The 26,925-nt window shown below is 72.7% G+C and carries 25 protein-coding genes; 21 read left to right on the top strand and 4 right to left on the bottom strand.

The window, feature by feature from the left end:
• The 7 genes from BLA60_RS33425 to BLA60_RS33455 form a co-directional block, all read left to right on the top strand.
• Positions 1-631, top strand: a 631-nt coding sequence (locus BLA60_RS33425; protein WP_154814791.1) for a molybdopterin cofactor-binding domain-containing protein, incomplete at its 5' end; no start/stop codon positions are given.
• On the top strand, positions 628-1,476 hold the full coding sequence (locus tag BLA60_RS33430) for an FAD binding domain-containing protein (RefSeq protein WP_075137053.1): 849 nt from the start codon (positions 628-630) through the stop codon (positions 1,474-1,476). The genes BLA60_RS33425 and BLA60_RS33430, both read left to right, overlap by 4 nt.
• Positions 1,473-2,108, top strand: a complete 636-nt coding sequence (locus tag BLA60_RS33435) for a (2Fe-2S)-binding protein (RefSeq protein WP_075137054.1) — start codon at positions 1,473-1,475, stop codon at positions 2,106-2,108. The genes BLA60_RS33430 and BLA60_RS33435 overlap by 4 nt, the downstream gene beginning before the upstream one ends.
• Positions 2,105-3,181 (top strand): alpha/beta hydrolase family protein, encoded by a 1,077-nt coding sequence (locus tag BLA60_RS33440; RefSeq protein ID WP_075137055.1) that lies wholly within the window; start codon positions 2,105-2,107, stop codon positions 3,179-3,181. The genes BLA60_RS33435 and BLA60_RS33440 overlap by 4 nt, the downstream gene beginning before the upstream one ends.
• Positions 3,182-3,259: 78 nt before the next feature.
• Positions 3,260-4,249, top strand: a complete 990-nt coding sequence (locus BLA60_RS33445) for an ABC transporter substrate-binding protein (RefSeq protein ID WP_084735626.1) — start codon at positions 3,260-3,262, stop codon at positions 4,247-4,249.
• Entirely contained in the window at positions 4,249-5,748 is a 1,500-nt protein-coding gene (locus BLA60_RS33450; protein ID WP_075137057.1) for an aldehyde dehydrogenase family protein, read from the top strand. Before BLA60_RS33445 ends, BLA60_RS33450 begins: the two co-directional genes overlap by 1 nt.
• Positions 5,745-6,488: an SDR family NAD(P)-dependent oxidoreductase gene (locus BLA60_RS33455; RefSeq protein WP_075137058.1), complete on the top strand. Its 744-nt coding sequence runs from the start codon at positions 5,745-5,747 to the stop codon at positions 6,486-6,488. The genes BLA60_RS33450 and BLA60_RS33455 overlap by 4 nt, the downstream gene beginning before the upstream one ends.
• A gap of 6 nt (positions 6,489-6,494) precedes the next feature.
• On the opposite strand, the gene BLA60_RS33460 is transcribed toward BLA60_RS33455, so the two are convergent.
• On the bottom strand, positions 6,495-7,067 hold the full coding sequence (locus BLA60_RS33460) for a UbiX family flavin prenyltransferase (RefSeq protein ID WP_075137059.1): 573 nt from the start codon (positions 7,065-7,067) through the stop codon (positions 6,495-6,497).
• A gap of 188 nt (positions 7,068-7,255) precedes the next feature.
• Here BLA60_RS33460 and BLA60_RS33465 point away from each other — a divergent pair, with 188 nt between their 5' ends.
• From BLA60_RS33465 to BLA60_RS33500, 8 genes are read left to right on the top strand one after another with little or no spacing between them, the layout of a single operon-like run.
• A complete protein-coding gene (locus BLA60_RS33465; RefSeq protein ID WP_075137060.1) occupies positions 7,256-8,710 on the top strand; it encodes a UbiD family decarboxylase in 1,455 nt (484 codons plus the stop codon).
• The gene (locus tag BLA60_RS33470) at positions 8,707-9,438 is read left to right on the top strand and encodes a GntR family transcriptional regulator (RefSeq protein WP_154814792.1); all 732 of its coding nucleotides are present in this window, start codon (positions 8,707-8,709) and stop codon (positions 9,436-9,438) included. The genes BLA60_RS33465 and BLA60_RS33470 overlap by 4 nt, the downstream gene beginning before the upstream one ends.
• Positions 9,435-10,433: an amidohydrolase family protein gene (locus BLA60_RS33475; RefSeq protein WP_075137061.1), complete on the top strand. Its 999-nt coding sequence runs from the start codon at positions 9,435-9,437 to the stop codon at positions 10,431-10,433. Before BLA60_RS33470 ends, BLA60_RS33475 begins: the two co-directional genes overlap by 4 nt.
• On the top strand, positions 10,426-11,271 hold the full coding sequence (locus BLA60_RS33480; protein ID WP_245812323.1) for an alpha/beta fold hydrolase: 846 nt from the start codon (positions 10,426-10,428) through the stop codon (positions 11,269-11,271). The genes BLA60_RS33475 and BLA60_RS33480 overlap by 8 nt, the downstream gene beginning before the upstream one ends.
• On the top strand, positions 11,268-12,161 hold the full coding sequence (locus tag BLA60_RS33485; RefSeq protein WP_075137062.1) for an FAD binding domain-containing protein: 894 nt from the start codon (positions 11,268-11,270) through the stop codon (positions 12,159-12,161). The genes BLA60_RS33480 and BLA60_RS33485 overlap by 4 nt, the downstream gene beginning before the upstream one ends.
• Complete coding sequence (locus tag BLA60_RS33490) at positions 12,139-12,639, top strand: (2Fe-2S)-binding protein (protein WP_075137148.1); 501 nt, start codon at positions 12,139-12,141, stop codon at positions 12,637-12,639. The genes BLA60_RS33485 and BLA60_RS33490 overlap by 23 nt, the downstream gene beginning before the upstream one ends.
• Entirely contained in the window at positions 12,632-14,950 is a 2,319-nt protein-coding gene (locus BLA60_RS33495; RefSeq protein ID WP_211288931.1) for a xanthine dehydrogenase family protein molybdopterin-binding subunit, read from the top strand. The genes BLA60_RS33490 and BLA60_RS33495 overlap by 8 nt, the downstream gene beginning before the upstream one ends.
• 11 nt (positions 14,951-14,961) lie before the next feature.
• Positions 14,962-15,588, top strand: a complete 627-nt coding sequence (locus tag BLA60_RS33500; protein WP_075137063.1) for an SRPBCC family protein — start codon at positions 14,962-14,964, stop codon at positions 15,586-15,588.
• 8 nt (positions 15,589-15,596) lie between these two features.
• On the opposite strand, the gene BLA60_RS33505 is transcribed toward BLA60_RS33500, so the two are convergent.
• A complete protein-coding gene (locus BLA60_RS33505) occupies positions 15,597-16,919 on the bottom strand; it encodes an NAD(P)/FAD-dependent oxidoreductase (RefSeq protein ID WP_075137064.1) in 1,323 nt (440 codons plus the stop codon).
• A gap of 290 nt (positions 16,920-17,209) precedes the next feature.
• Between BLA60_RS33505 and BLA60_RS33510 the strand changes: the two genes are divergently transcribed.
• Positions 17,210-17,665, top strand: a complete 456-nt coding sequence (locus BLA60_RS33510; protein WP_075137065.1) for a nuclear transport factor 2 family protein — start codon at positions 17,210-17,212, stop codon at positions 17,663-17,665.
• Here the strand turns inward: BLA60_RS33510 and BLA60_RS33515 are convergent, their stop codons facing one another.
• Together BLA60_RS33515 and BLA60_RS33520 are read right to left on the bottom strand one after the other, a co-directional pair.
• On the bottom strand, positions 17,666-18,463 hold the full coding sequence (locus BLA60_RS33515) for a class I SAM-dependent methyltransferase (protein WP_162293045.1): 798 nt from the start codon (positions 18,461-18,463) through the stop codon (positions 17,666-17,668).
• A gap of 213 nt (positions 18,464-18,676) precedes the next feature.
• Positions 18,677-19,348, bottom strand: coding sequence for a VOC family protein (locus BLA60_RS33520; RefSeq protein WP_075137066.1), 672 nt, complete (start codon positions 19,346-19,348; stop codon positions 18,677-18,679).
• 99 nt (positions 19,349-19,447) lie between these two features.
• On the opposite strand from BLA60_RS33520, the gene BLA60_RS33525 reads away from it, so the two are divergent.
• The 5 genes from BLA60_RS33525 (at position 19,448) to BLA60_RS33545 (ending at position 26,826) form a co-directional block, all read left to right on the top strand.
• Positions 19,448-19,816: a hypothetical protein gene (locus tag BLA60_RS33525; protein WP_075137067.1), complete on the top strand. Its 369-nt coding sequence runs from the start codon at positions 19,448-19,450 to the stop codon at positions 19,814-19,816.
• A gap of 202 nt (positions 19,817-20,018) precedes the next feature.
• Positions 20,019-21,149: a hypothetical protein gene (locus BLA60_RS33530; protein WP_075137068.1), complete on the top strand. Its 1,131-nt coding sequence runs from the start codon at positions 20,019-20,021 to the stop codon at positions 21,147-21,149.
• A gap of 24 nt (positions 21,150-21,173) precedes the next feature.
• Positions 21,174-21,578 (top strand): hypothetical protein, encoded by a 405-nt coding sequence (locus BLA60_RS33535; protein WP_075137069.1) that lies wholly within the window; start codon positions 21,174-21,176, stop codon positions 21,576-21,578.
• Between the two features lie 70 nt (positions 21,579-21,648).
• The gene (locus BLA60_RS33540; protein WP_154814794.1) at positions 21,649-25,428 is read left to right on the top strand and encodes an nSTAND1 domain-containing NTPase; all 3,780 of its coding nucleotides are present in this window, start codon (positions 21,649-21,651) and stop codon (positions 25,426-25,428) included.
• A gap of 132 nt (positions 25,429-25,560) precedes the next feature.
• On the top strand, positions 25,561-26,826 hold the full coding sequence (locus BLA60_RS33545) for a phospholipase D-like domain-containing protein (protein ID WP_154814795.1): 1,266 nt from the start codon (positions 25,561-25,563) through the stop codon (positions 26,824-26,826).
• Positions 26,827-26,925 lie beyond the last annotated feature (99 nt).

Raw genomic sequence — 26,925 nt, forward strand, 5'->3', positions numbered from 1 at the left:
CCGCGCGGCACTGCGCGAGCTGCTCGGCGCGGCCGGCGTCGACGCCGCGCCCGGCGGGTTCGTCGTGCCGGCGACCGGCCGGCGGGTCAGCTGGGCCGAGCTGGCCGCGCTGCTCGTCGAGGCCGGCCGGCCCGGCCTCGACGAGGTCCACACGTTCGCCCCGCCCACGGTGACCTGGACGATGGGGGTGCACGCGGTGGCCGTGGTGGTCGACACCCTGACCGGTGGCACGTCGGTGCGCCGCTACGGCGTGGCGCACGAGACCGGCCCGTCGCTCAATCCCCGGGTCGTCGACGGCCAGCTGCGCGGCGGTGTCGCCCAGGGCATCGGCGGCGCGCTGCTGGAGCGGGTCGACCACGACCCGGCGGCCCAGCCGCTGTCGGCCACGCTCGCCGACTACCTGGTCCCGGAGGCGACCGACGTGCCGGCGATCCGCCTGGCCCACCTCGACGCGCCGAGCGGGCTCAACCCGCTGGGCATCCGGGGGGTCGGCGAGAGCGGGATCATCGCCAGCGGGTCGGCCATCGCCGCCGCCGTGGACGACGCGCTGGAGGAGTTCGGCGTGCACGTGGCCCGGCACCCGATGACCAGCGACCACCTGCTGGGCCTGATCGAGGAGGCCCGCCGGTGAAACCCGCCCCGCTCACCCTGGTCCGGCCGCCCGACGTGGCGGGCTGCCTGGCGGCGCTCGATCGGCACGACGGGACGGTGGCCAAGGTCATCGCCGGCGGCCAGAGCCTGATGCCGTTGCTGGCGCTGCGCATGGCCACCCCGGACGTGCTGGTGGACCTGGGCCGGGTGAGTGAGCTGACCGAGGTGTCGGTCCGCGACGACGAGGTCGAGCTGGGTGCGCGGGTACGCCACCGGGACCTGGCCGCCGGGACCGCCGGGCCGCTGCCCGCCGTGCTGGGCCTGGCCGCCGCGCACATCGGCCACGACGCCATCCGCAACCGGGGCACCCTGGGCGGCAGCCTCGCGCACGCCGATCCGGCAGCCGAACTGCCCGCCGCGATGGTCCTGCTCGACGCGCGGCTGGTGTGCCGGTCGGTCGGGGGCACCCGCACCGTCGCCGCCAGGGACTTCCTGGTCGGCCCGTACCTGACGGCGCTGCGCGAGGACGAACTGCTCACCGGCGTGCGCGTTCCCCGGGCGGCGGCCGGCACCCGGTACGGGTTCGCCGAGTTCTCGCCCCGGCACGGTGACTACGCCCGTGCCGGGGCGCTCTGCGCGGTCGGCGTGACCGGCGGGACGGTGCGCTCGGCGCGCGCCGTGCTGTTCGCCGTCGGCCCGGTGCCGGTCGACCTCGGCGACGCACTGGCCCCGGCGATCGGCCGCCCCCTCGACGGGTGCCCCTGGGACGAGCTGGCGTGGGCCGCCGTGGCCGGCCTGCCGGTCGAGGACCCCGCCCGGCGCCGTCTGGTCGCCACCGTGCTCGCCCGGGCCCTGGCCGGGGTCGGCGGAGAGGAGGACCGGTGACCGAACCGCGCAACGCCGTCGGTGTCCGGGTGAACGGCGAGCCGGCCCGCGACGTCGTGCCCGACCGGCTCACGCTGGTCGACTACCTGCGCGACCGACGTGGGTTGACCGGTACCAAGATCGGCTGCGAACAGGGCGTGTGCGGTGCGTGCACGGTGCTGCTCGACGGGTGTTCGGTGCGGTCGTGCCTGGTCCTGGCCGGTCAGGCGGACCAGGCCGACGTGGTGACCGTCGAGGGCCTGGCTGCCGCGTCGCCCGCCGTCGGGGAACTGCGCGCGGCCTTCGACCGGCACGACGCGTTGCAGTGCGGGTTCTGCACCCCGGGGTTCCTGGTGGCCGCCGTCGAACTGCTCGCGCGGGAACGGCTCGACGAGCCGACCGTGCGCGCGGCGCTGTCCGGGAACCTGTGCCGCTGCACGGGGTACGGCGGGATCGTCGCCGCCGTGCTGGAGACGCACGAACGCCTCGGCCCGGTCCCGCTCGCCGCCCCGCCACCCGCTCCGGAGCCCCCGCCGCCGGCCGGGCGCCGGTCGCTCGGCCCGCCGCTCGCCGTGGCCGGGGTGCTGCTCGCCCTCGGTCTGCTCGTCCGCCGGCTGGTCGCCCGCCGGTCCCGAACGGAAGGAACCGCATGACATTCCCCGACCCGGTCGCCCAGGCCAGGCACCTCACCCAGCGCTTCGTCAGCAACGGGGTCCCGCTCGACGATCTGCACACGATCACCGGGTCCCTCGACGACTGGCCCAGCTGGTACGCGGCCTGGGAGCGGATGGGGGACACCCAGCTGGCGCACGCGGCCGACGCCGAGCGGGCCGGCGCGACGCTCACCGCCGCCGAGCTGCGGCTGATCGCCGCCCTGGAGTTCCACTTCGGCAAGTTCCTGTTCGTGCACGACCAGGGCGCGCTGCGCGCCGGTACCGCGAAGTCGGCGCTGGCCTACCGCCAGGCGCTGCCGCACCTGCCGTGGCCGGGCCGGATCGTGGACGTGCCGCACGCCGGCGGCACGCTGCCGGGGGTGTTCCGCGCCCCGCACGGGCCAGGTCCGTGGCCGGCGATCGTGCTGGTGCCCGGCCTGGACGCGGCCAAGGAGGAACTGCATCTGTTCAGTGAGGTGTTCCTGCGCCGGGGGATGGCCACGTTCGTGGTGGACGGCCCCGGGCAGGGCGAGTCGGAGTTCGACAGCCGGCTGCCCTCGGCGTGGGAGGACGTCGCCGCGTCGGTCCTCGCCACGCTCACCGGGATCGCCGGGGTCGACCCGGGTCGGATCGCGATCGTCGGGGTCAGTCTCGGCGGCTACTACGCGGCGCGCGCCGCGGCCAGCACCCCTGGCCTGCGCGCCGGGGTCTCGCTCGGCGGGTGCTACAGCATGGCGCAGGCGTGGCCCAGTCTCGCTTTCCTGAGCCGGCAGGCGTTCCAGGTGCGCACCGGCGCGGCGGACGAGCCGGCGGCGCTGGCCAACGCCGAGGAGTTCAGCCTGGCCGGTCATCCGCCGGAGCGCGACATCCCGTTCCTGGTGGTGCACGGGGAACGGGACCGGTTGTTCGACCTGACCCAGGCCAGGCGGCTGACCGAGCACTTCGGCGACCGCGCCCGGCTGGTCCTCGAACCGGAGGGCAACCACGTCCTGCACAACCTGGGCTACCGGGTCAGACCGCTGGTGGCGGACTGGGTCCTGCGCCTGCTCGGCGCGCTGCCGGTTGCCGCCTGACCACCCTGACACATCACACGTCAGAACCGCCCCTGTGTGGGGCATCGACAGAGAAGTCGAGAAGAGAGAAGGCCTGACATGCGCACACTCATGGCATCCCTGCTGGCGGTGACCACCGCCGTGACCCTCGCCGGCTGTGGCTCCGACGCCGGCGAGGACGGCGACGTGACCCGGATCAAGATCGGCTACCCGTCCGACACCGCCTCCTACGGCGATCTCTACGTCTGCCAGGACGAGGGCATCTTCGACAAGCACGGCCTGCAGGTCGAGCTGACCCTGCTCAAGACCAGTTCCCAGCTCGTCGCGGCGCTGTCCAGCGACGCGGTGCAGATCGCCGGCGGCGACGGCCGCGCGATCGCCACCGGCGCGCTGCAGGGCGCCGACCTGAAGATGATCGAGCTGAAGCTGCCCAAGTACTTCGTGGAGATGTTCGGCGACCCGTCGATCAAGACCGTGGAGGACCTGCGCGGCAAGAAGGTCGGCGTCACCGCGCCCGGCTCGGTCACCGACGCGGCCACCCGGCTGATGCTGGAGGACAAGGGACTCAAGGACGACGTGCAGGTGTCCAACCTGGCCTCGCTGCCCGCGCTGATCGCCGCGGCCAAGAGCGGCGAGATCGACGCGCTGGTCACCGCGCCGCCGCAAGGTGTGTCCACGGAGGACCAGGGCTGGCACAAGATCACCGACATGACCGAGTACGAGACCGCCGGCAGCGTCTACGCGGTCACCGGTGAGTACGCGCAGGAGAACAAGGACACCGTGTCGAAGTTCGTCCGGGCCAACGTGGAATGCCTGGCGTTCCTCAAGGACGAGGCCAACCGGGACGCGAGCATCGACGCCATCCAGAAGTACACCAAGACCGAGAACCGCGACATGGCCGCCTACGCCTACGACTTCTTCACCAAGGTCTGGACCACCGACCCGGTGGTGGACGAGGACATCGTGCGCGAGGCGTTCGTCGACGCGGCCAGCGGCGGCGAGGTCCCCGACGACATCTCCCAGTTCATCGACAACAGCTTCCTCGACGCGCTGCGCGACGAGGGCGTCATCGAGAAGTCGGACAGCTGATGACGCTCACCAGCGACCTCTCCCCGGCGACCCGCCGCGCCGCCTCGGGAATCCGCGAGCACTACGACCTGTCCATCGGCGGGGAATGGGTGCCGGCCGCCAGCGGCGCGCGCACCCCGTCGATCGACCCGACCACCGAGGAGCAGGTCACCGAGGTGGCCGAGGCCGGCCCGGCGGACGTCGCGCGCGCGGTCGACGCGGCGACGCGCGCGGCCGGTCCGTGGGCGGCGCTCGGCTGGCAGGCCAGGGCGGCCGCGCTCACCGAACTGGCCGACCGGGTCGCCGCGCACGCCGGCGAACTGGCCAGGATGGACGCCGTCGACGCCGGTATCCCGGTGGACGGCATGGCCAAGGACGTCGACAACGCGGTCGCCACCCTGCGCTACTTCGCCGGCCTGGCCAGCGAGCTGAAGGGCCAGACGATCGAGGTCCCCGGCGTCGGGCTGAACCTGACGCTGCGCGAGCCCTACGGCGTGGTCGGGCGGATCGTGCCGTTCAACCACCCCATCCAGTTCGCCGCCAGCGGCATCGCCGGCCCGCTGGCGGCCGGCAACGCCGTGGTGCTCAAACCCGGTGACACCACACCGGTGTCGGCGCTGCGGCTGGCCGAACTGGCCGACGGTGTCCTCCCACCCGGGGTGCTCAACGTGGTCACCGGCGGCCGGGAGGCCGGCGCGGCGCTGGTCGCGCATCCCGGCGTGCCGAGGATCGCGTTCACCGGCGGCGTCGAGTCCGGCCGGGCGGTGGCGCGCGCGGCGGCCGACCGGCTCAAGGCGGTGACCCTGGAGCTGAGCGGCAAGAACCCGCTGATCGTGTTCCCCGACGTGGACGTCGCGGCGGCGGCCGAGGCCGCGACCCGGGCGATGAACTTCACCAGGGGACAGGGCCAGTCCTGCGGGTCGCCGTCGCGGATGCTGGTGCACGAGTCGGTGCGCGCGGAGTTCGTGGCCGAACTGGTGGCCAGGGTCGAGGCGCTGAGCGTGGGTGACCCGCTGGTCCCCGGCGTGGAGATGGGGCCGCTCGCGTTCGCCGGGCACCACCAGCGGGTGCTCGGCCACCTCGAACGCGGCCTGGCCTCCGGCGCCCGGCTGGTGACCGGCGGCGGCCGGCCGGAAGGTCTCGGCCCGGCCGGGTACTTCCTGGCCCCGACGGTGTTCGACGACGTCACCCCGGAGATGGCGCTGGCCACCGAGGAGATCTTCGGGCCGGTGGTCAGTGTGCTCGGCTGGACCGACGAGGACCAGGCGCTGCAGATCGCCAACGCGCTGCCGGTCGGTCTGACGGCCAACATCTGGACCAACGACGTGACCACCGCGCTGCGGTTCGGCCGCGCGGTCCAGGCCGGCTACGTGTGGATCAACGGCGCCGGTCAGCGGCCGCTGGGCGCCCCCTTCGGCGGGCACAAGCTCAGCGGTATCGGTACGGAGAACAGCCTGGAGGAACTGGTGAGCTTCACCCGTGTGAAGAACCTGTCGATCGGTCCGGGGAGCCGGCCGTGAACGGGCGGGTGGCCGTGATCACCGGCGCCGCCCACGGTCTCGGCCGCGCCTACGCGGTGCGGCTGGCCGAACAGGGCGCCTCGGTGGTGGTCGCCGACCTGGACGGGGCCGGCGCGAAGGCGGTGGCCGAACAGATCACCGCCGACGGCGGCCGGGCGCACGCGGTCGCCGTCGACGTCGCCGACGAGGAGGCGACCGCGGCGATGGCCGCCGAGGCGGTGGGCGCGTTCGGCCGGATCGACGTGCTGGTCAACAACGCGGCGATCTTCCTGACCGTCGCGATGGCGCGGGTGCCCTTCGACGAGATCACGGTGGCCGACTGGGACCGGATGATGGCGGTCAACGTGCGCGGCACCTGGCTGGCCTGCCGGGCGGTCGTCCCGGCGATGCGCGAGCGGAGCTACGGCAAGATCGTCAACGTGTCCTCGGACACCGCGCTCAAGGGCTCGCCGTCGCGGGTGCACTACGTGGCCAGCAAGTCGGCCATCCTCGGCCTGACCCGCACGCTGGCCTCGGAGCTGGCTCCCGACGGCATCCGGGTCAACGCGATCGCGCCGGGCATCGTGCTCAGCGAGCCCGATCCGACGCCCGAGCGGCGAACCCGCGCGGCGGCCAGCCAGCTGCTGGCCGGCGCGCTGGTCCCCGACGACCTGGTCGGCACGGTGGCCTTCCTCGCCTCGGCGGCGTCGGACCCGATCACCGGCCAGATCCTCGCGGTCAACGGGGGCGGCTACATGTGAGGTGTCTCAGCCGCCGACGCGGCCGTCCCACGGGCGTGGGGCGGCCGCGGCCACCCCGGCCCGCACGAGCGCCCGGCGCACCGAGTGGTCGACCAGGTCGTCCACGGTCGCGGGCAGGGTGTAGAAGGCGGGCACCGGCGGCATGATCACCGCGCCGGCCTCGGTCGCGGCGGTCATCGCCCGCAGGTGGCCCAGGTGCAGCGGGGTCTCCCGCACCATCAGCACCAGCGGCCGGCCCTCCTTGAGGCACACGTCGGCGGCCCTCGGGATGAGGTCGTCGGCGTGGCAGTGGGCGATGGCCGAGAGCGTCTTGATCGAGCACGGCGCGACGAGCATCGCGTCGACCGGGTAGGACCCGGAGGCGATGGTGGCGCCGACGGCCGACGGGCGGTGTGTGACGTCGGCGAGGTCGGCGACGTCGGCCGGGGTCAGCCCGCCGCACTCCTGGGCGATGGTCAGCGCCGCCGACCGGGAGATCACCAGGTGGGTCTCGACGTCGGGCAGCTCGCGCAGCACCCGCAGCATCCGGACGCCGTAGGGCGCCCCGCTGGCCCCGGTCATGGCGACGACAACCCGCATCGTTCGTCCTCGGTTTCCTCGGAAGTGTGGACAGAAGTCGACACTTTCTCTTCATGGGCTACCCGTTCAGTATGCCCTAAAACTACAACCAACAGCGACGATGCTCCGAACTGGACATCACGTCGCCGCGTCTGATTCACTGAGGTGTCGACACTTTGCGGTCGACCGGACCAAAGGGGTGAAGCTCGATGGGTGTGTCCCTCGACGAGATCGTCGACCTGCGGACCTGGCTGACGGCCGTGCGGGACATCGGCGACCTGCGCGACGTACACGGCGCGGACTGGAACCTGGAGATCGGCGCCGTCTCCGAGGTCAACTACCGGCTCCCGTCGCCATCGGCGCTGCTGTTCGACCAGATCACCGGCTACCCGGCCGGCATGCGGGTCCTCACCAGCAGCATGTCCAACGCCCGCCGCCTCGGCCTGACCCTGCGACTGGGCACCGAACTCGACGACCACGCGCTGGTCCGCGCCCTGCGCGGCAAGCCGGCGCAGTGGCTGCGCGACCACGAGCACTACCGGGCGCGCACCGTCGACACCGGACCGGTGATGGAGGTCGTCGAGCGCGACGAGGAGATCGACCTGCTCAGCTTCCCGGTGCCGTTCTGGCACGAGCACGACGGCGGCCGCTACATCGGCACCGGCTGCGCGGTGTTCACCACCGACCCGGACACCGGCTGGGTGAACGCCGGCTCGTACCGGATGCAGGTCCAGCACGCGCGCGGCGCCACCATCAACATCGAGGCCGGCAAACACGGCGCCATGCACGTCCGCGAGTGGTTCGCCCGGCACGGCCGCGCCCCGGTCACCGTCACCCTCGGCGGCGACCCGCTGATGGTCGTGGCCGCCGGGACCGAGGTACCGGCCGGGGTGTCCGAACTGGACTACGTCGGCGCGATCCAGGGCCGGCCGGTGGACGTCATCCCCGGCGAGGTCACCGGCCTGCCGGTGCCGGCCAACGCGGAGATCGTCGTCGAGGGCTGGCTGCGCCCGGAGGTCACCGCCGAGGAGGGCCCGTTCGGCGAGTGGACCGGGTACTACAGCGGCGGCGCCGGCCAGGTGATCATGCTGGAGGTCGAGCGGGTCTACCGCCGCCGCGACCCCATCCTGCTGGGCACCCCGCCCGGCAAGCCGCCGCACGACTACTCGTACATGCGCAGCGTCATGAAGTCGAGCATGATCCTCGACGCGCTGCTGGCCACCGGACTGCCCGAGGTGCGCGAGGTGTGGGCGCACGAGGAGGGCGGCGGGCGCCAGCTGCTGGCGGTCTCGATCGACCAGAAGTACGCCGGACACGCCCGCCAGGCCGGCCTGCTCACCTCCCAGCTGCCCGCCGCCGCGTACATGAACAAGTTCGTCATCGTGGTCGACAGCGATGTCGACACCCGCAGCCTCAGCGAGGTCATGTGGGCGGTCTGCACCCGCACCGAACCGGCCGCCGACATCGAGATCCTGCGCAAGACGTGGGGCAGCCGGGTCGACCCGCTCGCCGACCCCGGCGCCCCGCGCTACAACACCCGCGCGGTGATCGACGCGTGCCGGCCCTTCGAACGGCTCGCCGACTTCCCGGTCGTCGCCGAGGCCAGCCGCGAGCTGTGCGACCGGGTCGTCGCCAAGTGGCCCGACCTGTTGGGGGGACGGTGAATCCCGAGCCGGCCGCCCGGCCGGGCGACACCAGCCGCGCGGAGCTGCTGCGGGTGCTGGGTCGCGAACACGGCGCCGGTCTGGTCGACGAGATCGTGGTGAAGGTCGGCGCCGACATCATCGAGGGCCGCTACGAGCCGGGCGACGACCTGAACTCCGTCGAGCTGGCCAGGGTCTTCGGCACCAGCCGCACCCCGGTCCGCGAGGCGCTGCAAGCGTTGCAGCGCGAGGGTTTCGTGGACATCTCGGCCCACCGGCGGCCCCGGGTCACCACCCAGTCCCTCGCCGAGGTCCGGGACATGTACCAGGTGCGTGCCCACCTGTACCGGATGGTCAGCCGGTGCGTCGTGGACGTCGCCACCGACCGGGACCTGGCGGGGCTGCGCCTGGTGCAGACCAGGCTGCACGACGCCGCCGAGGCCGGCGACGTCGACGGCTACTTCTGGACCAACGTCGAGTTCCGCAACACCGAGGCCCGGCTGACCGGCAACGCCACCCTGTGCCGCCTGCTGGACAACCTCGGCCTGCGGATGCTGCGGCTGCGCCACCTGAGCCTGTCGATGCCGGGCCGGATGGCCGAGTCCGTGGCCGACCACGAGCGGCTGCTGGCCGCCTACGACGACCGGGACGCCGACGTCGCCGCCGCCCTGACCGCCTCCATCGTGCTGCGCGGGCTGCGGGCCATCGAACGCTCCGGCTGGATGACCTCGAGGGGGACCGTCACATGATCGTCGACTGCCACGCGCACGTCGTTCCGGAACCACTGCTCGCCGAGGTGGCCGGCGGGGCCTGGGACGGGGTCACCGCCCGGCACACCGACAACGGCTGGCTGGTGTCCCTGCCGGGCACCGGCGAACGGCTGGTCCGCGAACGCATGTGCCGCGCTGAACGTCGCCTGGAGTACCTGGCCGGCACCGGCATCGACCGCCAGGTCGTGTCGCCGTGGCTGGACGTGCAGCCCACCGCCGGCATGTCGCCCGGCGCCGCCCGGTCGTGGGCCCGCCGGCTCAACGAGGCGTTGCGCGAGCACACCGGCGAGGGCACCGCGGGCCGGCTGGCGACCGTCGCGCTCGACGACCCGGACACCGCCGCCGCCGACCTCGCCGAGGAGATCACCCGCCACGGCATGAGCGGGCTGGTCCTGAGCACCGACCCGGCCAACGCCACCACCCTCGCCGACCCCCGGCTGGAACCACTGTGGACGGTGGCCGCCGAGCTGGGGATCCCGGTGCTGCTGCACCCGTCGGCCGACGGGCCGTCCCGGGTACTGCCCGACAGCGACGAGTTCGCCAACGCCTACTGCCGGCTGGTGGACACCAGCTTCGCCCTCGCGCGGCTGCTGCTGTCCGGGGTGCTCGACCGGCACCCGGCGCTGCGGCTGGTGACCGTGCACGGCGGCGGCCTGGTCCCGTTCCAGAGCGGGCGGCTGGACGGCGCGCACCGCGCCGACCGCCTGGCCGCCCACCGGATCGAGCGCGACCGGCCGTCGGACTACCTGGCCGACCTGTACTACGACACGGTCGCCCTGTCGGCGCCGGCCATCCGGTTCCTGGTCGACCTGGTCGGCCCCGACCGGGTGCTGCTGGGCAGCGACTACCCGTTCGCGCTCGGCGACCCCGACCCCGTCGGCACCGTCACCGCCGCCGGCCTGACACCCGCCGCGACGACCGCCGTGCTCGGCGGCACCGTCACCGGCCTGATCCAGGGGAGCGTTCGTGCCTGACTTCGTCGACGGCCCCGGTGGCCGGATCGCCTACCGGCGCCGGGGCAGCGGGCCGCCCCTGCTGCTGTTGCACCCGCTGGCCCTGTCCGGCCGGGTGTGGGAGCCGCTGACCGACCGCCTCGCCGCCGACTTCGACGTGATCGCCCCGGACGCGCGGGGCCACGGCGAGTCCGGGTGGGACGGTGCGGAGTTCGGCGTCACCGACCTGGCCGACGACGTCGTCGCGCTGCTCGACGGGCTCGGACTGGCCAGTGCGCACGTGCTCGGCATGTCCATGGGTGGCAGCGTGGCGCTCACCCTCGCCGGCCGCGCGCCCGGCCGCGTCGACCGGCTCGTGCTGGCCGACTCGACCGCCTGGTACGGCGAGGACGCCGTGCCGGTGTGGACCGAGCGGGCCGGGCGGGTCGCCGCCACCGCTCGCACCGCCCAGATCCCGTTCCAGGTGGACCGCTGGTTCACCGACGCCTTCCGCCGCACCCACCCGGCCCAGGTGAACCGGGTCGTCGGGATCTTCCTGGCCACCGACCCCGCCGCGCACGCCCAGGCCTGCCTGGCGCTGGGCCACCTGGACAGCCGGGAGCTGCTGGCCTCGGTCACCGCGCCGACGCTCGCGTTCGCCGGGGAACAGGACTACGCGACCCCGCCGGCGATGAGCGAGTACCTCGCCGCGCACGTCCCCGACGCCACCGCGCTGACCCTGCCCGACCTGCGTCACCTGTCGCTGGTCGAACGCCCGGAGCTGGCCGGCCTGGTCCGCGCGCACCTCACCGGCGCGCCGCCACCGGCCGAGTTACCTGGCCAGGACTGCGGTTGCCACGCCGAGGCGGTGGCGTCGTGAAGCCTCGCGCGTTCGCCTACCACGCCCCGGCCTCGGTGCCCGAGGCGCTGGCGCTGCTGGCCGAGCACTCCCACGACGCCAAGGTCCTCGCCGGCGGTCAGAGTCTGGTGCCGTTGCTGAACTTCCGGATGTCGGCGCCCGAGCACCTGATCGACGTCAACCGGCTGCCCGGCCTGGACACCGTGGTCCGCGAGGCCGGCGGCTGGCGGATCCCCGCCCTGGTGCGGCAGCGGACCGTCGAGCGCTCACTCGAGCTGGCGGCGGCGTTCCCGTTGTTGCCGGCCGCGCTGGCCCAGGTCGCGCACCCGCAGATCCGCAACCGGGGCACGGTGTGCGGCAGCGTCGCGCACGGCGACCCGGCCGCCGAGCTGCCGACCGTGCTGACCGCCCTGGGCGCCACCATGCACGTCGCCTCCACCCGGGGTGTGCGGGCGGTCCCGGCCGACGACTTCTTCCTGTTCCACTTCACCACCGCCCTGGAACCCGACGAACTGCTCGTCGGGGTCACGCTGGCCGACCTGCCGCCCGGCACGGCCACCGGTTTCGCCGAGTTCGCCACGCGCAACGGTGACTTCGCGCTGGCCGCGGTCGCCGGGGTGGTGCACCGCGACGACGACGGCGTGGTGCGTTCGGCCCGGCTGGTCGCCGCCGGGGTGGCCGGGACACCGGTGCGCCTGGCCGCCGCCGAGGCGGCCCTGGTCGGTTCGGCGCTGACGCCGGCCGCGTTGGTCGCCGCGCAGCACGCCGCGCGGGGCGAGGTCGACCCGTCGGGGGACATCCACGCCCCCGGCGCGTACCGCAAGCAGCTCGTCGGCGTGCTCACCCGCCGGGTACTCACCGGCCTGACCAGGCAAGGAGGTGTCGCTCGTGCCGGAGAACACGGTCGGTGAGGACACACACCGCATCACCACCACGGTCAACGGCGTCACCCAGGAGTCCGTTGTGGACAGTCGGCTGTCACTGGCCGACTTCCTCCGCCACCGGCTGCGGCTGACCGGCACCCACGTCGGGTGCGAGCACGGCGTGTGCGGGGCCTGCACGGTGCACCTGGACGGGGCCGCCGTCCGGTCCTGCCTGATGTTCGCCGTCCAGGCCGACGGGCACACCGTCGACACGGTCGAGGGCCTGGCGAACGGGGACGAGCTGTCCCCGTTGCAGGAGAGCTTCGCCCGCCACCACGCCCTCCAGTGCGGCTTCTGCACCAGCGGTTTCCTGATGAGCGCGGCCGAGGCGCTGCGCGAGGGACCGGTGGACACCCCGGAGCGGGCGCGCGAGGTGCTCTCGGGCAACCTCTGCCGCTGCACCGGCTACGCCGGCCTGGTCTCGGCCGTGGTCGAGGCGTCGGACGGGGGCGAGGGCCGTGGCTGAGAAGATGATCGGCGTGGCGGTGCCCCGCCGCGAGGACCGCCGGCTGCTCACCGGCGCCGGCACCTACCTCGACGACCTCGACCTGCCCGGCTGCTACGAGGCGGCGTTCCTGCGCAGCCCGCACGCCAGCGCCAGGGTGCTCGCCATGGACACCACCGCCGCCAAGGCTCTGCCGGGCGTGATCGGCGTGTGGACCGGCCGCGACCTGGCCGACCTGGTGAAGCCGATCCCGCCGAAGGTGACCAACCCCAAGCTCTACGACGTTCCCCGCTACCCGCTGCCGCCGGAGTACGCGCGGTTCGTCGGCGAGCCGCTGGCGGTCGTGGTCGCCACGTCCCGGCACATCGCCGAGGACGCCCTGGAACTCATCGACGTGGACTACGAGGTGCTGCCGGCCATCGCCTCCACCGGGGCGGCGCTCGCCCCGGACGCCCCGTCGGTGCACGACGAGGTGCCCGGCAACGTCGCCGTGCACCTCACCCAGACCGCCGGTGACCCGGAGACCGCGCTGGCGACCGCCCCGCACCGGCTGCGGGAACGGTTCGTGGTGGCGCGGGGCGGCGGGCACTCGATGGAGACCCGGGGGATCGCCGCCAGCGTCGACCGGGCCACCGGTGAGATCGTGGTGTGGCCGTGCACCCAGTCACCCCACTACACCCGCAACCTGATCGCCTACTTCTGCGACGTGACCGAGGACGAAGTCCGGGTCGTCGTGCCGAGGGACAACGGCGGCGGCTTCGGCCCCAAGGCCCAGTTCCACGGCGAGGACGCGGTCGTGCCGTACCTGGCGCGGCTGCTGGGCCACCCGGTGAAGTGGATCGAGGACCGGTCGGAGAACTTCGTGGCCACCATGATGGAGCGCACCCAGGTGCACGACGTCGAGGTCGGTTTCGACGACGACGGCCGGCTGCTGGTGGTGAAGAACGTCTTCCAGCACGACCAGGGCGCCTACTGCGCCGGGCTCCAGGTGCCGACGATCACGCTGAGCACACTGCCCGGCCAGTACCGCATCCCGAACATCCACACCGAGCTGATCGCCTGCTACACCAACATGGTGCCGACCAGTTCGGTACGCGGCGCCGGGCGTCCGCAGGCGGTGGTGGCGATGGAGCGGATGATGGACCGCATCGCCGAGCACCTGGGCGCCGACCCGGCGCAGGTGCGCCGGGTGAACCTGGTCCAGGCCGACCAGTTCCCGTACCAGGTCGGCCTGACCTTCCGCGACGGCTCCCCGCTGACCTACGACAGCGGCGACTTCCCGGCGCTGCACGAGGCGGTCCTCGACCGTTTCGACTACGCGGGCGAACGCGACCGCCAGCGGGCCGCCCTGGCCGAGGGCCGGCTGGTGGGCATCGGCCTGGGGGCCTATGTGGAGGGTTGCGGTCTCGGCCCGTACGAGGGCGCGCGGCTGCGTCTGCGCCGCGACGGCACGGTCCTGGTGACCCTGGCCGCCACCCCGCTGGGCCAGGGCTACGAGACGGTGTACGCCCAGATCGCGGCCGACGGTCTCGGCCTGGACATGCGCCACATCACCGTGGCGACCGGTGACACGGCCAGCATCCCGTTCGGCCAGGGCAGTTTCGCGTCCCGCACCACCGTCACCGCCGGCTCGGCCACCCTTCAGGCGGCGCGGCGACTGCGGGAACGGATCCTGGACGTGGCCGAGGTGCTGCTCAAGACCAGTGCGGCGAACCTGTGCTTCGTCGACGACCGGGTGTGCGTGGTCGGCGAGCCGGACCACGGCCTGACGCTCACCGAGATCGCCCAGGTGGCCAACATCGGCAAGCACGGGATCACCCTGCCCCCCGGCGTGAACCCCGGCCTGGAGACGACGTCGTACTTCGCGCCCGAGCGGGCGGCCTACGCCAGCGGCATGCACGCCGCGACCGTCGAGGTCGACCCGGAAACCGGCCAGATCCGCATCCTGCGCTACGTCATCGGCCACGACTGCGGCACCGTGATCAACCCGATGCTCGTCGACGGCCAGGTGCTCGGCGGTTTCGCCCACGGCATCGGCAACGCGCTGTACGAGGAGCCGCACTACGACGCCGCCGGCCAGCCCCAGACGACGAGCTACCTGGACTACGCGCTGCCGTCGGCCGTCGAGGTGCCGCCGGTGGAGCTGGTGCACCTGTACACCCCGAGCCCGCTGAACCCGTTGGGGGTCAAGGGGGCGGGGGAGGGCGGCACCATCCCGGTGCCGGCGACGGTCGCCAACGCCGTCGAGGACGCGTTGCGGCCCTTCGGTGCCCGGATCACCAGCCTGCCGCTCACCCCCGCCAAGATCGTCGCGGCCCTGACGGCCGGCTGAGAGGAGTCCGAATGCAACTCACCAACACGTTCACCGTCCCGGTCCCGGTGGACACCGCCTGGACGACGCTGCTGGACGTGGAACGCGTCGCCCCCTGCATGCCCGGCGCGTCCCTGGACAGCGTCGACGGGGACGACATCACCGGCAGCGTCGCGGTCAAACTGGGCCCCATCATGATGCGCTACCACGGCACCATGACCTTCACCCACCGCGACGACCAGTCCCACCGCGTCGTCCTGACCGCCAAGGCCAAGGAGGTCCGGGGCGGCGGCTTCGTCAGCGCCACCGTCACCGCGAGCCTGGTCGCCGCCGCCGAAACCACCGAGGTCAACGTCACCACCGACCTGGAGGTGACCGGCAAGGCGGCCCAGTTCGGCCGCAACGTCCTGGCCGACGTCAGCCACCACATCGTCAGCCAGTTCGCCGCCAACCTGGCCAAGGAGATCCAGACCGTCGCCGCCCCGTCCACTTCGGACACCCCGGCCGTGGCCGCCCCCGCTGCCGCGTCGGTCGTCGAGCCGGCGGAGTCCAGCCTCAACGGCCTGTCCCTGCTGGCCGCCCCGGCCCGCCGCCTCCTGCCGCCGGTCCTCACCGGCGTCCTCGTCGGCCTGGTCATCGGCCGGGTCACCAAACGCTGACGCCCTCCCTACCGGGAACGGCCGCCGAGCAGCGCGCGGGCCAGGATGCCGGGGCGGGTCAGGGCCGTCGGGGGTTCCAGCAGGCCGATGACGCGGATGAACGCGTTCGCGACGACCGGGTCGTGTTGGGCGATGCGTTGGAGGCGGGCCACGTAGCGGTTGGTGAGGCGGGTGCGCAGCGGCCGGTCGCCCTCGATCTCCGGGAGGGCGAGGTCACCGCCGGCGTTGAACTGCCAGACGGGGTCGACGATCGTGGCCGCCTCGGCGAAGAAGCGGTGGGCCAGGTCGGTGTCGCCGGTGGCGAGGCAGCGGTGGAGGGCTTCGGCTTCCAGGCAGGCCACGGTCATGCCCTGGCCGTAGATCGGGTTGAAGCTGCAGATGGCGTCGCCGGTGACGATCAGGCCCTCGGGGAAACGGCGGAGGTGTTCGTAGCGGCGGCGCAGGCTCGCCGGGAACTTGTGCACCTTGGGGTCACCGATGGGTTCGGCGGCCTTGATGGTGTCGAGGACGTCGGGGGGCGCGGAGCGTGCGACGAACTCCAGCAGCGCCTCGGGGTCGGCCGGCGGGTGGTCGCCGGCCATGCCCACGACGGTCAGGATCCAGCGGCCGCCCTCCTGGGCGGCGTAGACGAAACCGTTGGGGCGCCCGGGAACCGGGCCGACGAGAATCATGTCCTGCGCCGGGCGCAGGTTCGGGTCCAGGCGCAGGAGTTGGGTCACGTAGGCGATGCCGACCTTGATCCGGTCCTCCGCCGGGGCCGGGTAGCCCTGCTCGGTGAGCCAGGCCACCGCGCGGCCCGACCGGCCGGTGGCGTCCACCACCAGGTCGGCCTCCAGCAGGTCGGGGCGCCCGCCCGCCCGGTACACGACGTTCGCGCCGGTGACGCGGCCGTCGGTGAAGTGCGGGCCGGTGGTCTCGCAGTTGTCGACGATCTTGACGTTGGTCAGGGCGGCGACCCGGGCGCGGACCATGCTTTCCAGCAGCGGCCGGCTCAACTGGATCGCCAGCGAACCGGTGTCCACTGTGGCCAGTTGGTAGCCACCGAGGCGGAACCTGGCCTCCAGCAACAGGTTCGGCATCGACGCACCGGCCTCGACGAACTCGTCCACCAGGCCGGGGAACAGCGAGTCGAGCACCTGGCCGGCCCGCAGCAGCACCGTGTGGTAATGCCGGCTCTGCGGAACACCCTTGCGGTGCACCGGCCCGGCGGGAAGTTCGTCCCGCTCGACCACGATGACCCGCTCGTAGAAGTCCGCGAGTGCCCGCGCGGCCAGGAGACCGGCCATACTCCCGCCCAGCACCACTGCCTGTTCCCGCCCAGTTGTCGTCATACGACCCAGTTTCCGGTCGCCGCCCGGTCGAATCAACGGCCGAAAACGGATACCTTACCGGCGCTCCAGTGGATGCCCGGCGCCATTTCACAATTCAACAATGCGGTGACCAGGAGTTTGGTGCCTGTTCGATCATCACATCAAGTGGAAATGATCTCGAATTCTCCGACTGCGGGTCGGTCGTTCATTTCGGATGACCATTTCCCGGTCGCGGGGCGTCGGTGTTCACATTTCGGGCGGCTGTGTCGTCGTACCCGGGGACAGCGACCCACCCCCTGAGGAGGACACGGATGAGCAACCTCGCGGCCATCGTCGACCGCGTCGAGATCGAGGCGTTGCGCGGTGAGCACGTCGACGCCCCGCTGAGCGGCGACTACGACCGGTTCGCGGCACTGTTCACGGACGACGCGGTCTGGCGGATCCCGTTCGCGAACGTCGAGCTGGTCGGGCGCGCGGAGATCCGCGCCGGGATCGAGCGGCTGCAGAACGCGTGGGAGTTCTGGGTGCAGAACACGCACACCGGCATGATCCGGCTCGACGGCGACACCGCCACCGGCCGGGAGTACGTCTTCGAACTCGGCCGGCAGGGCACCGGCACGTCGGTGGTCATGTACGGCGTGTTCCACGACCGCTACCGGCGCACCGAGGACGGCTGGCGGTTCGCCGAACGCGTCCTGCGGCCCCGCTACCTCGACACCACCCCGCTGACCGGCGGACCGCCGCGGGGCTCCTGGTCCGACGTCTGATCAGCGCGGTTTCCGTGCCACGGCACGGAAGAGGACGTGGCTGTGGTCGAGCAGGTTCGGGTCGGCGAACGCGGTCCGCGCCGAGGCGAGGTCCTCGGCGGTCAGGATGCCGGCCGCCACCAGCTGCGGGCTGAGCCGTTCGAGCCCGAGTTGGCCGAGCCGGGCCGAGGGGGTGCCGCCGCGCACGGTCATGGCGGTGGCACCGACCTCGGCGTCGGTCAGTCCGGCCTCCTCCAGCGGCAGCGGCAGTGTCGACGCCCACGTCGAGAAGTCGCTGCCGACCCGCTCGCTGAGCAGCCGCACCACGCCCGCCCGCGCCGCGCGCACGGCCGCGCGGTTGATCAGGTCCGGGCTGATGTGCGCGTCCTCCACGACCAGCCACCCGCCGGGCGCGAGCCAGGACACCAGCCGGTCCAGCACCGCCCGCCGCGCGGGCAGGTGCACCAGCAGGTGACGGAGGTGGATGAGGTCGAACGCGTCCCCCGGCGCCGGATCGGCGACGACGTCGTGGCGCAGCACCCGCACGCCCCGCTCCGCGAGGTCGTCGAGGAACCGGACGTCCACGTCCGTCGCCACCACCGATCCCGCCCCCGCCCGGTCGGCCAGCCACCCGGCGATCGACCCGGCGCCGGCGCCCACCTCCAGGCACCGCCACCCGGGCGCGACCCCGATCCGCTCGAACGCGGCGACCGTGCCGGGGTCGGCGGCCCGCTCCAGCAGCCGGAGGCGGTCGAGTTCGGACGCGTCGACGTCGAGGACCGTCCCGTAGGGATCCGGTTGGTGCTGGCTCAGGCTCACAGGGAACTCCCTCCGGCGCATGCGGACCACCCCCAGCGTGCCCCGGCCCACTGGAGCACCGATGATGTCGGCGGTGAAGCCGAAACCGTCCCATCAGGAGTTTCCACCAGGAACCGGACCGTGAGGACGAATGCCCCAGGGGAAGGACATTTCCTGTCCGGCGCGACGAGGCGACCTACGAGAGCGTCGCCAGCGTGGGAGCGGCTACCGATGTCAGTCCGATGTGGACGAAGAGAGGTCCTCGGCCACGTCGGACCGAGGCCGGGCGAGGACGCAGAACTCGTGACCTTCCGGGTCGGACAGGCAGGTCCAGGAGACGTCGTCGCCCTGGCCGACGTCGAGGTCCGTGGCGCCGAGGTCGCGCAGGCGGGCGACCTCCGCCGCCGAGGTGGTGTCGCCGTGGGGGAGTAGGTCGAGGTGGAGGCGGTCGGGGGCCGTCCTGCCCACCGGGGAGCGGTGGAACTCCAGGGACGGGCCCGAGGCGCGGAGGACCGCGTGCTCGTCGGTCACCTCGCGCAGGGGCCAGTCGATGGCCCGGGACCAGAAGTCGGCCATGGCGCGGGGGTCCACGCAGTCGAGGGTGATCGCCGACACCGGGGTGGGGTCGCCGTCGCGGACGGGGAACTCGTTGCCTTCCGGGTCGGTGAGGGTCGGGCCGTCGCCGGTGGACAGCCGCAGGCGCAGCCGGGTGCCGGCCACGGGGGCCGGTACCCCGACCACGTCGATGCCGATGGCCGTGGGATGTGGCCAGCGCAGGCCGCCGGTGGGGCCGACGTAGGTGGTTTCGCCGGGGTAGGCCGTCCAGCCGAGGGCCCGCGCCCAGAACCGGGCGACGGCCGGCGGGTCGACCGCCTTGATGTTCACCTGCACCGGGCGCAACGACATCCGATGATCCTAGTTCCACCCTTTGGGCGCTGACCGGGAGTCCGCCACCGTGTCACGATGCGCCGTCCATGATCGATTGACGGTGAAGGAGACAGGCCCATGGAGGAAACCACCAGGCGAACCCTGTTGCGCTCCGCGGCTCTGGCCGGCGCGGCGGTGACGGCCGTGGCCGCCGCCCCGGGCACGGCGTCGGCGAGCACGCCGCCGTGCAACTGGACCAAGGAGGAGCGCGAGGACCGCGAGCGGGTCATCAACGTCGGCTTCACCGACGCCGAGGCCGACGCCTGGCTGCACCTCAACCGGGGGATCGCCGCGATGCTCGCCCTCCCGGTCATCCACCCCTCCTACAACGCGGAGGTCGTGGTTCTCGCCCACGGTCTGCAGGAGAAGCTGATGATGCGGCCCTCCTACCGCGACTACGTCGCCCAGTGGCCGCAGGGCGCCGCCCCCACGACCGTGCCCGAGTGACCCTGTCGACACCTCCGGTCCCCACTGACCCCCGGGAGGTCTGCTGACGCGGCGGCGCGAGCCCGGTGCCGGGCCCTCGACCGGCGCCGGGTGTCGTTCGTCCGGGTGTCCGAGGTTGTCCGCACTCCCCGGAAACGCGGTCGCGTGCTCCCCTCGGCTGGTTACCTCCGGCCACCGACCGAGCGAGATGAGGGGATGACCCATGGGAGGATTCCGCGTCGACGACCAGGCCGTCGACGGGTTGGCCGGCCAGCAGGGCCGGCTCGGTGAGGACGCGAACGCCGGCAGGACCTACCTCGCCGCGCACACCGACCTCGCCTGGAACGGCGAGGGCCTGATCAACCTGCTCGCCGGTGGGCACCGGGACGCCAGGGCGCTGGCCGAGCGGTTCCACGAGACGCTGAACCTGCGGTCGGCCACACCGGGCCAGGAGGCGTTCCGCGCGGCCGCCGCCTACTACCGGCGCACCGACGGCGAGTCCGCCGAGCGCTACGACCGGACCTACCCGCCGCGCGACCCGGCGCAGGCCAGGAAGGGACTGCCGGACCTGCGGCTGGCGGTTCCGCCCAATCGCGACCCGCACGAGCCGACCGCGCGGTACACCACGCCGCCCGACCACAACGCGGAGTTCCCGCACGAGCCGGCGATCACCGACCTGCTGAGCCCGACCGCGCTGGCCAGGGACGCGATCTGGACGGTCACCGACCTGGCGGCCAAGCTCGGGTTCCTCGACCGGGCCTACGATCCGCTGGACTCGTTCGTCAAGCCGATCTCGGGGGACTGGGCCGCGCTGCGGGGCTGCGCGGACGTCTACCACAACGTCGCGGCGGCCCTGGGGGACATGGCGGAGAACACCACGTGGGCCGGTGACCGGCTCGACGACTTCTGGGAGGGCAACGCCGCCGACGGCGCGCAGACCTACCTCTACCAGCTGGCCAGGTCGGTCGGTGTGGCCCAGGCGCCCTTCGACGAGTTGGCCGAGCAGTACAAGGCGGTCGCCCAGGGCGCCGCCGACGTCGGTGACCTGGTCGGTGGGCTCATCTGCGACCTGATCGACGCCGTGCTGATCGCCATCGCCGCGGCCGAGGGGGCGGCGATCTCGGCCGGCACGATCGTCGGCATCCCGCTGGCGGTCGTCATCGCCGACGTGGCGCTGGTGGCGGAGATCATCAAGTGTGTCCAGATCGTCCTGAAGATCCTTGAGGTCATCGACAAGGTGAACAAGGTCATCGACGTGTTCAACCTGGCCGCCGGCAACTTCGGGCGCGTCGTGGTTCCGGAGAACCTGCGGCAGCTCTCGCCGCAGGGCGCCCCGGCGAACCTTCCCCGTTGAGACCCGAGTGGACGGACGAGAGAGATGACCGAGGAGCGACCGACGGCCGCGCAGCGGGCCCAGGAACTGTTGGCACGGCTGGCCGACTCCCCACTGGGCGCCGGCCTGCGCGACGAGAACCAGCGCCGGCGCGCCGTGTTCGACCTGCTGGCCACCAGCGACACCCCGGTCGTGCGCGAACTGGGCCACGAACTGGGCGCGGGCAACATCGGTGTGCGCGCGAGCAGTGACGTGCCGGCCTACCGTGAGGTGCTGGACAGCGGCCTGCGCCGCCTGGCCGCCCTCGACCTCGACGCGGTCACCACCCGCATCGAGCAGGCCATGGCCGCCGTGCCGCCGTCCGTGCAGCCGTCCGAGCCGCCTCCCCAGCCGCCGGTCGACGACGACGAGGAGTTCCAGCGGCCCATCATGCGTGACTACCGGAACTGACCCGTTACACATCCACTAGGGTTGCCACACCGCGCGGGCGGGCGCGACGAGGGATGGTGTGGGGGTCTGGATGGGACAGTCGCCGGAGTTGGCGCGTGCGGACGGTGACACCGCCACCGGCCCGGGACCGATCGCGACCCGCGCCGAGTTCGGGGCCCGGCTGACCGGCCTGCGCGACCGGGAACGGTTGAGCATCAACGCGGTCGCCGGCCGCACCGGCATTCCCCGGTCGACCGTCGCGGACTGGTGCCGGGCGCACCGGCTCCCGCACGCCGGCCAGCACACCCAGTTCGAGTCGATGCTGCGGGTGCTGGGCGTCGAGGACACCGGGCCATGGCTGACCGCGCTGGCCAGGATCCGCGCCGGGACACCCCGCCCGGAACCGGGAGCGCCCTACCCGGGCCTGGCGAGCTTCCGGATGGCCGACGCCGAGTGGTTCTTCGGCCGCGCGGAGCTGACCCGCCAGGCGGTGGCGCGCTGCCACGACGCGCTCAGCTCCCCGGACCGGCCGGCGGTGCTCGTCGTGGTCGGACCGTCCGGGGCCGGCAAGTCCTCGCTGATCCACGCCGGACTGTGCCCGGAGCTGACCGGATCGGGGTTCGCGTGCGTGTCGCTGACCCCGGGGGCGACGCCGCTGCGGCGGCTGGACGACCATCTCGCGGCCGCGCAGGGGCGGCCGGTCGTGGTGGTCGACCAGCTGGAGGAGCTGTTCACCGAGTGCGCCGACCCGCGTGAGCGGGAACGGTTCCTCGACCGGCTGGTGGCGTTGGCCGACGGGCCGGTCGAGGACCGGACGCTCGTGGTCCTCGGCCTGCGCGTCGATTTCTACGCGCGGGCCGCGGCCCACCGGTCGCTGGCGCGGGCACTGGAACGCTCGCAGCTGGTCGTCGGCGCGCTGACCAGGGACGAACTGGTCGACGCCGTCGTGGAACCCGCGCGCCGGGCTGGTTTCTCGGTCGACGAGGACCTGCTTGCCATGGTGCTCAACGACTTCGTGCCCAGCGGCGCGGTCACCGGCCTGCACGACGCGGGGGCGCTGCCGCTGCTGTCCCACGCGTTGCGCGAGACCTGGCGGCGCGCCCGGCGCCAGCGGATGCGGGCCGCCGACTACCTGGCGGCCGGCGGCATCGACGGCGCGATCGCCCAGACCGCCGAGGAGGTCCACGACGGTCTGGACGCCGCCGCCCGGGACGTGGCGCGCCAGGTCTTCCTGCGGCTGGTGCGGGTCGACGGCGATGGTGACGGCGACGGCCCGGTCACCCGGCACGAGGCCCGGCTCTCCGAGCTCACCGGCATCGGCGGGCGGGACGTGGTCGCGCTGTTCGTGGCCGCTCGTCTGCTGACGGCCAAGGCGGACACGGTGGAGATCACCCACGAGGCGCTGGTGGTGGCCTGGCCCAGGGTCCGGTCGTGGATCAGCGGTGCCCGCGAGCAGTTGCGGCTGCACGCCCAGGTGCGTCAGGCCGCCCGGTACTGGATCGACAGCGGCCACGACGGCGCGGCGCTGCTGCGCGGCGGCCGGCTGGCGGCCCTGCGGGTGCTGCTGGAGGACAGCGCGCCGAGCCTGGAGCTCAGCGCGGACGAGCGGGCCTTCCTGCTCGCCGGGATCGCCGCCGAGCGACACTCCGAAGTGGACAGACGGCGCCGGGACCGGCGGCGCCACCAGCTCTCGGCCGGGGTGATCGCCCTGGTCGTCGTGGTGGTCGGGGCGATCGTCGTGGCCGTCCAGACCCGGGCCGCCGCCGACCGCGTCGAGCGCCTTGCGCGCTCGGGCGACATCGCCGGCAAGGCCGAGCGGCTGCGCGAGCACAGCCCGGAACTCGCCGCCCAGCTGGGCCTGGTGGCCTACCGGGTCGATCCCACCGTCGAGGCGCGCTCGGTGCTGCTGGACGCCACGGCCCAGCCGCTGGCCACCCGCCAGGTCGACGAGCGGCGCCCGGCCGACCTGGTCGTCCCGGTCGGCGATCTCCTTGCCGTGGCAACGGAGAACGGCGGGGTCCTGCTGCGCGACCGGTCGGGCGCGAGCCCACCGGTGACGGTCGTGGCCGAGGGCGGCGAGGCGGTCACGGCGATCGCGGCGAGCGGGACCAGGCTCGCGGTCGTCACCGAGCGCGGCGCGCTGCGGCTGTGGGACCTGCGCGACCCGGCGACCGTTCCGCCGCCGGTGGAACTGTCCACGCGGGCGGTCGACGTGTCCGCGCTGGCCTTCGCCCCCGACGGCCGGACCCTCGCGGCGGGCGGCGACCGGCAGGGCGAGCCGGGCACGGTGACCCTGTGGCCGCTGACCGGCCCCGCGCGCGAGCCGGTCCGGCTGACCGGGCCGACGATGGGCGTCACCGACGTGGCGTTCGCCCCCGACGGTGCCACGCTCGTCGCCGCCAGCCGCGACCGCCGCGTGTACCGCTACCGGCTCGCGGGGTCCGGTGCCCCGGTGGCGTTGCCGCCGCTGGCCGGCCCGGACGGCCAGGTCCACGCGGTGGCCTACGCGCCCGACGGGCGGACCGTGGCCGGCGGCGTCGCGGCCGACCACGCCGTGTACCTGTGGGACGTCACCGACCCGCGCGGCCCCCGTCTGGTCGCGAAGCTCGACCAGCCCAAGAGCTGGGTGAACGCCGTGCGGTACAGCCCCGACGGCCGCCGGATCGTCGCGGCGAGCGGCGACGGCAAGCTGTGGGTGTGGGACGCGGGGACCCACCGCGTGCTCGGCACGTTCGCGCACCCGGTGGCCGTCGAGTCGGTGGACCACGTCGACGGGCGCACGATGGTCACCGTCGCCGGCGACGGCGTGGTGCGCACGTGGACGATGGACGGCCCGGTGTACACCGACACCCTGGACGCGGTGTTCACCGTGGCGTTCACCGGTTCCGGCGACACCCTGCTCGCCGTCCCGAACCTGCACGACAACCGGCTGCACCTGCTGGACGCCGCGAGCCAGGCCCGCCTGTCCCGCGTCCGCACCCTCACCCACTCCGGCCGGTTCGACGGCCTGTCAGCGACCGGCGTGTTCTCCCCGGACGGCCGCTACCTCGCCGCCGGAGCACGGTACGGCGGCCTGTACGTGTGGGACCTCGCGGCGAGCCCGCCGGTGGAGATCGGCGCCGCCCAGGTCGCCCAGGACGGCCTGACCTGGCTCGACCACCACCCGACGAGGCCGCTGCTGGTGGCCAGCGCCGGCAACGACGCCGCCGTGGTCGTCGACCTGTCCGACCCGCGCCGCCCCCGGTCGCTTGCCCGCCTCGACGACACCGACGCCCGGCTCAACGAGGCCAGGTTCAGCCCCGACGGTTCCCTGCTGGTCACCGCCGACGCCGAGGGCGGGGTGCGGCTCTACCGCGTCGACGACCCGTCCCGCCCGAGCCTGGCCGGCACGGTCACCGTCGACAGTGCGATGAGCCCGGTGTTCGACCCCCGGGGCCGGCTGCTGGCCGTGGGGTCGGGCGACGGCCGGGTGCACCTGTGGGACGTCAGCGACCCCAGCCGCCCCCGGGCCGTCGGCCAGCCACTGGACGGCCCGGTGTCCGACGTCTGGCAGATCGCCTTCCACCCCGACGGCACCCGGCTGGCGGCGGCCAGCACCGACGAGTCGGTGTACGTGTGGGACGTCGCCGATCCGGCCGAGCCCCGGCCGTTCGCCGTCCTGCGCGCCACCACGGACTCCGTCCGCTCGGTGAGCTTCGCGCCGACCGGCGACACCCTGGTCGCGGGCGCCGGCGACGGCTCCGTGCGGCGCTGGATCACCGATCCGGACGCCGCCGCCCGCTGGATCTGCGCCACCGTCGGCACCCCCATCACCCCCACGGAGTGGACCCGACTGCTGCCCGACCTCCCGTACACCCCACCCTGCGGTTGACCGTCCGCGTCTGATGCCCGTGGCACGAATGGCGGATTGGAGCCGCTTGCCCACTCTGCGTAATGTGAAAGGTTGCTAGTAAGTACCCAACGGAAGCGGGATGCTGTGAATATCGCGCGAAGACAGGCTGTTGTGTTCCTGTTGGCCGTTCTCGTATCCGCACTGGTTGCCGTGCCCGCCAGCGCGACCGATCGTGGTTCTGGCCCGGAGCCCGCCTCGGTGACCGGGCCACCACTGCTGAACCAGCCCGTGTTCAACGACCCCACGGTTACCGTCGCCGGGGGTGGGCCGAGCGTCGAGCAGAGCGCCATTATGGACCAGCTCATCAGGCTGATCCGTGCGGTCCCCGGCGACGGCTGGATCCATTTCGCCATGCATGAGTTCGCGCCTGGTGATCGTTCCTCTGAGGTGGTCGACGCGCTCATCGAGGCCCACGACCGAGGCGTCGGGGTTCAGGTGATCCTGGACGGCCAGGAGGACGGCAACAACAACGCGGTGTTCGCCCTGCTGGCGGCGGAACTCGGTTCGGTGGAGTTGGCCAGATCGTGGGTGATCACCTGTGACGAGCCCCTACTGCCAGACACTCGTGGCTGTATCGCCAGGAACTACCTGCATTCCAAGTTCGCGCTGTTCTCTAGTGTCGTCATTGACGGGACCGAACATTCGAACGTCGTCTTCCAGACTTCCTCGAACTTGGACGACTGGTACCTGTACAACTCCTACAACGATTCCTACACGTTTACCGATGCGGCCGTGTACCAGGATTACCTGACGTACTTCGGGGACCTGCGGGTCGGCCGGAACCAACCGGTCAACCCTGGCTACTACTGGAGTTCGGCGACTGGCACCCGGCATCGCGGGATCTTCCTGCCCAGGGAGCAGAGTTCCGGCGACACGATCGTCAGCATCCTTCGCCTGGTGGAATGTAGCTACACGGATGCCGACGGCGTCACCCGGCAGACCGACATCAGGATGGTGCTGACCGCGTTCAATCAGCATCGCGCCGACATCGCGAGGGAGTTGCTCCGGCTGCGCGGGGAAAACTGCTGGATAGACATCGTCCACCTCGAGGACGCCAAGGAGCCACCGTCCAGTGTCGACACGGCGATCAGGACGATTCTCGGTATGCCGGCCTCGAATGGAAAGCTGATCCAGATGACACCGTGTCGATTCCAGGTGCCGACCAATTCGCTCTGGGTCGTGCCGCACACGAAGGTGATGATGGTGGACGGCTTCTACGACGACGACATCGTGCCTCGGGTCTATACCGGAAGTGCCAACTTCGTGCACCAGGAGAACTCCGACGACTCGTTCGTGAGGATCATGGACCGGGGCATCCACACCCAGTACCTCACCTGGTTCTACAAGATCAGGAGTGCGTGCCAGTCGAACGGCTGACCGTGTTGAGTACTGACCCACCGTCCGCCCATCCGGAAAGTCTTTACTAAACCTTTACTTACGGCCGGGGTGGCGTGACACTGGCTGGGAGGGGAGTAC

The organism is Actinophytocola xinjiangensis (genome assembly GCF_001921215.1).
Taxonomy (GTDB): domain Bacteria; phylum Actinomycetota; class Actinomycetes; order Mycobacteriales; family Pseudonocardiaceae; genus Actinophytocola; species Actinophytocola xinjiangensis.

Excerpts from the sequence above, each read along its gene's own strand:
- BLA60_RS33440 (WP_075137055.1), top strand. The coding sequence starts at position 2,105 with ATGACATTCCCCGACCCGGTCGCCCAGGCCAGGCACCTCACCCAGCGC.
- BLA60_RS33520 (WP_075137066.1), bottom strand. The coding sequence starts at position 19,348 with ATGTCGTTGCGCCCGGTGCAGGTGAACATCAAGGCGGTCGACCCGCCG.
- BLA60_RS33525 (WP_075137067.1), top strand. The coding sequence starts at position 19,448 with ATGGAGGAAACCACCAGGCGAACCCTGTTGCGCTCCGCGGCTCTGGCC.
- BLA60_RS33445 (WP_084735626.1), top strand. The coding sequence starts at position 3,260 with ATGCGCACACTCATGGCATCCCTGCTGGCGGTGACCACCGCCGTGACC.
- BLA60_RS33475 (WP_075137061.1), top strand. The coding sequence starts at position 9,435 with ATGATCGTCGACTGCCACGCGCACGTCGTTCCGGAACCACTGCTCGCC.
- BLA60_RS33530 (WP_075137068.1), top strand. The coding sequence starts at position 20,019 with ATGGGAGGATTCCGCGTCGACGACCAGGCCGTCGACGGGTTGGCCGGC.
- BLA60_RS33450 (WP_075137057.1), top strand. The coding sequence starts at position 4,249 with ATGACGCTCACCAGCGACCTCTCCCCGGCGACCCGCCGCGCCGCCTCG.
- BLA60_RS33505 (WP_075137064.1), bottom strand. The coding sequence starts at position 16,919 with ATGACGACAACTGGGCGGGAACAGGCAGTGGTGCTGGGCGGGAGTATG.
- BLA60_RS33510 (WP_075137065.1), top strand. The coding sequence starts at position 17,210 with ATGAGCAACCTCGCGGCCATCGTCGACCGCGTCGAGATCGAGGCGTTG.
- BLA60_RS33540 (WP_154814794.1), top strand. The coding sequence starts at position 21,649 with ATGGGACAGTCGCCGGAGTTGGCGCGTGCGGACGGTGACACCGCCACC.
- BLA60_RS33535 (WP_075137069.1), top strand. The coding sequence starts at position 21,174 with ATGACCGAGGAGCGACCGACGGCCGCGCAGCGGGCCCAGGAACTGTTG.
- BLA60_RS33460 (WP_075137059.1), bottom strand. The coding sequence starts at position 7,067 with ATGCGGGTTGTCGTCGCCATGACCGGGGCCAGCGGGGCGCCCTACGGC.
- BLA60_RS33465 (WP_075137060.1), top strand. The coding sequence starts at position 7,256 with ATGGGTGTGTCCCTCGACGAGATCGTCGACCTGCGGACCTGGCTGACG.
- BLA60_RS33500 (WP_075137063.1), top strand. The coding sequence starts at position 14,962 with ATGCAACTCACCAACACGTTCACCGTCCCGGTCCCGGTGGACACCGCC.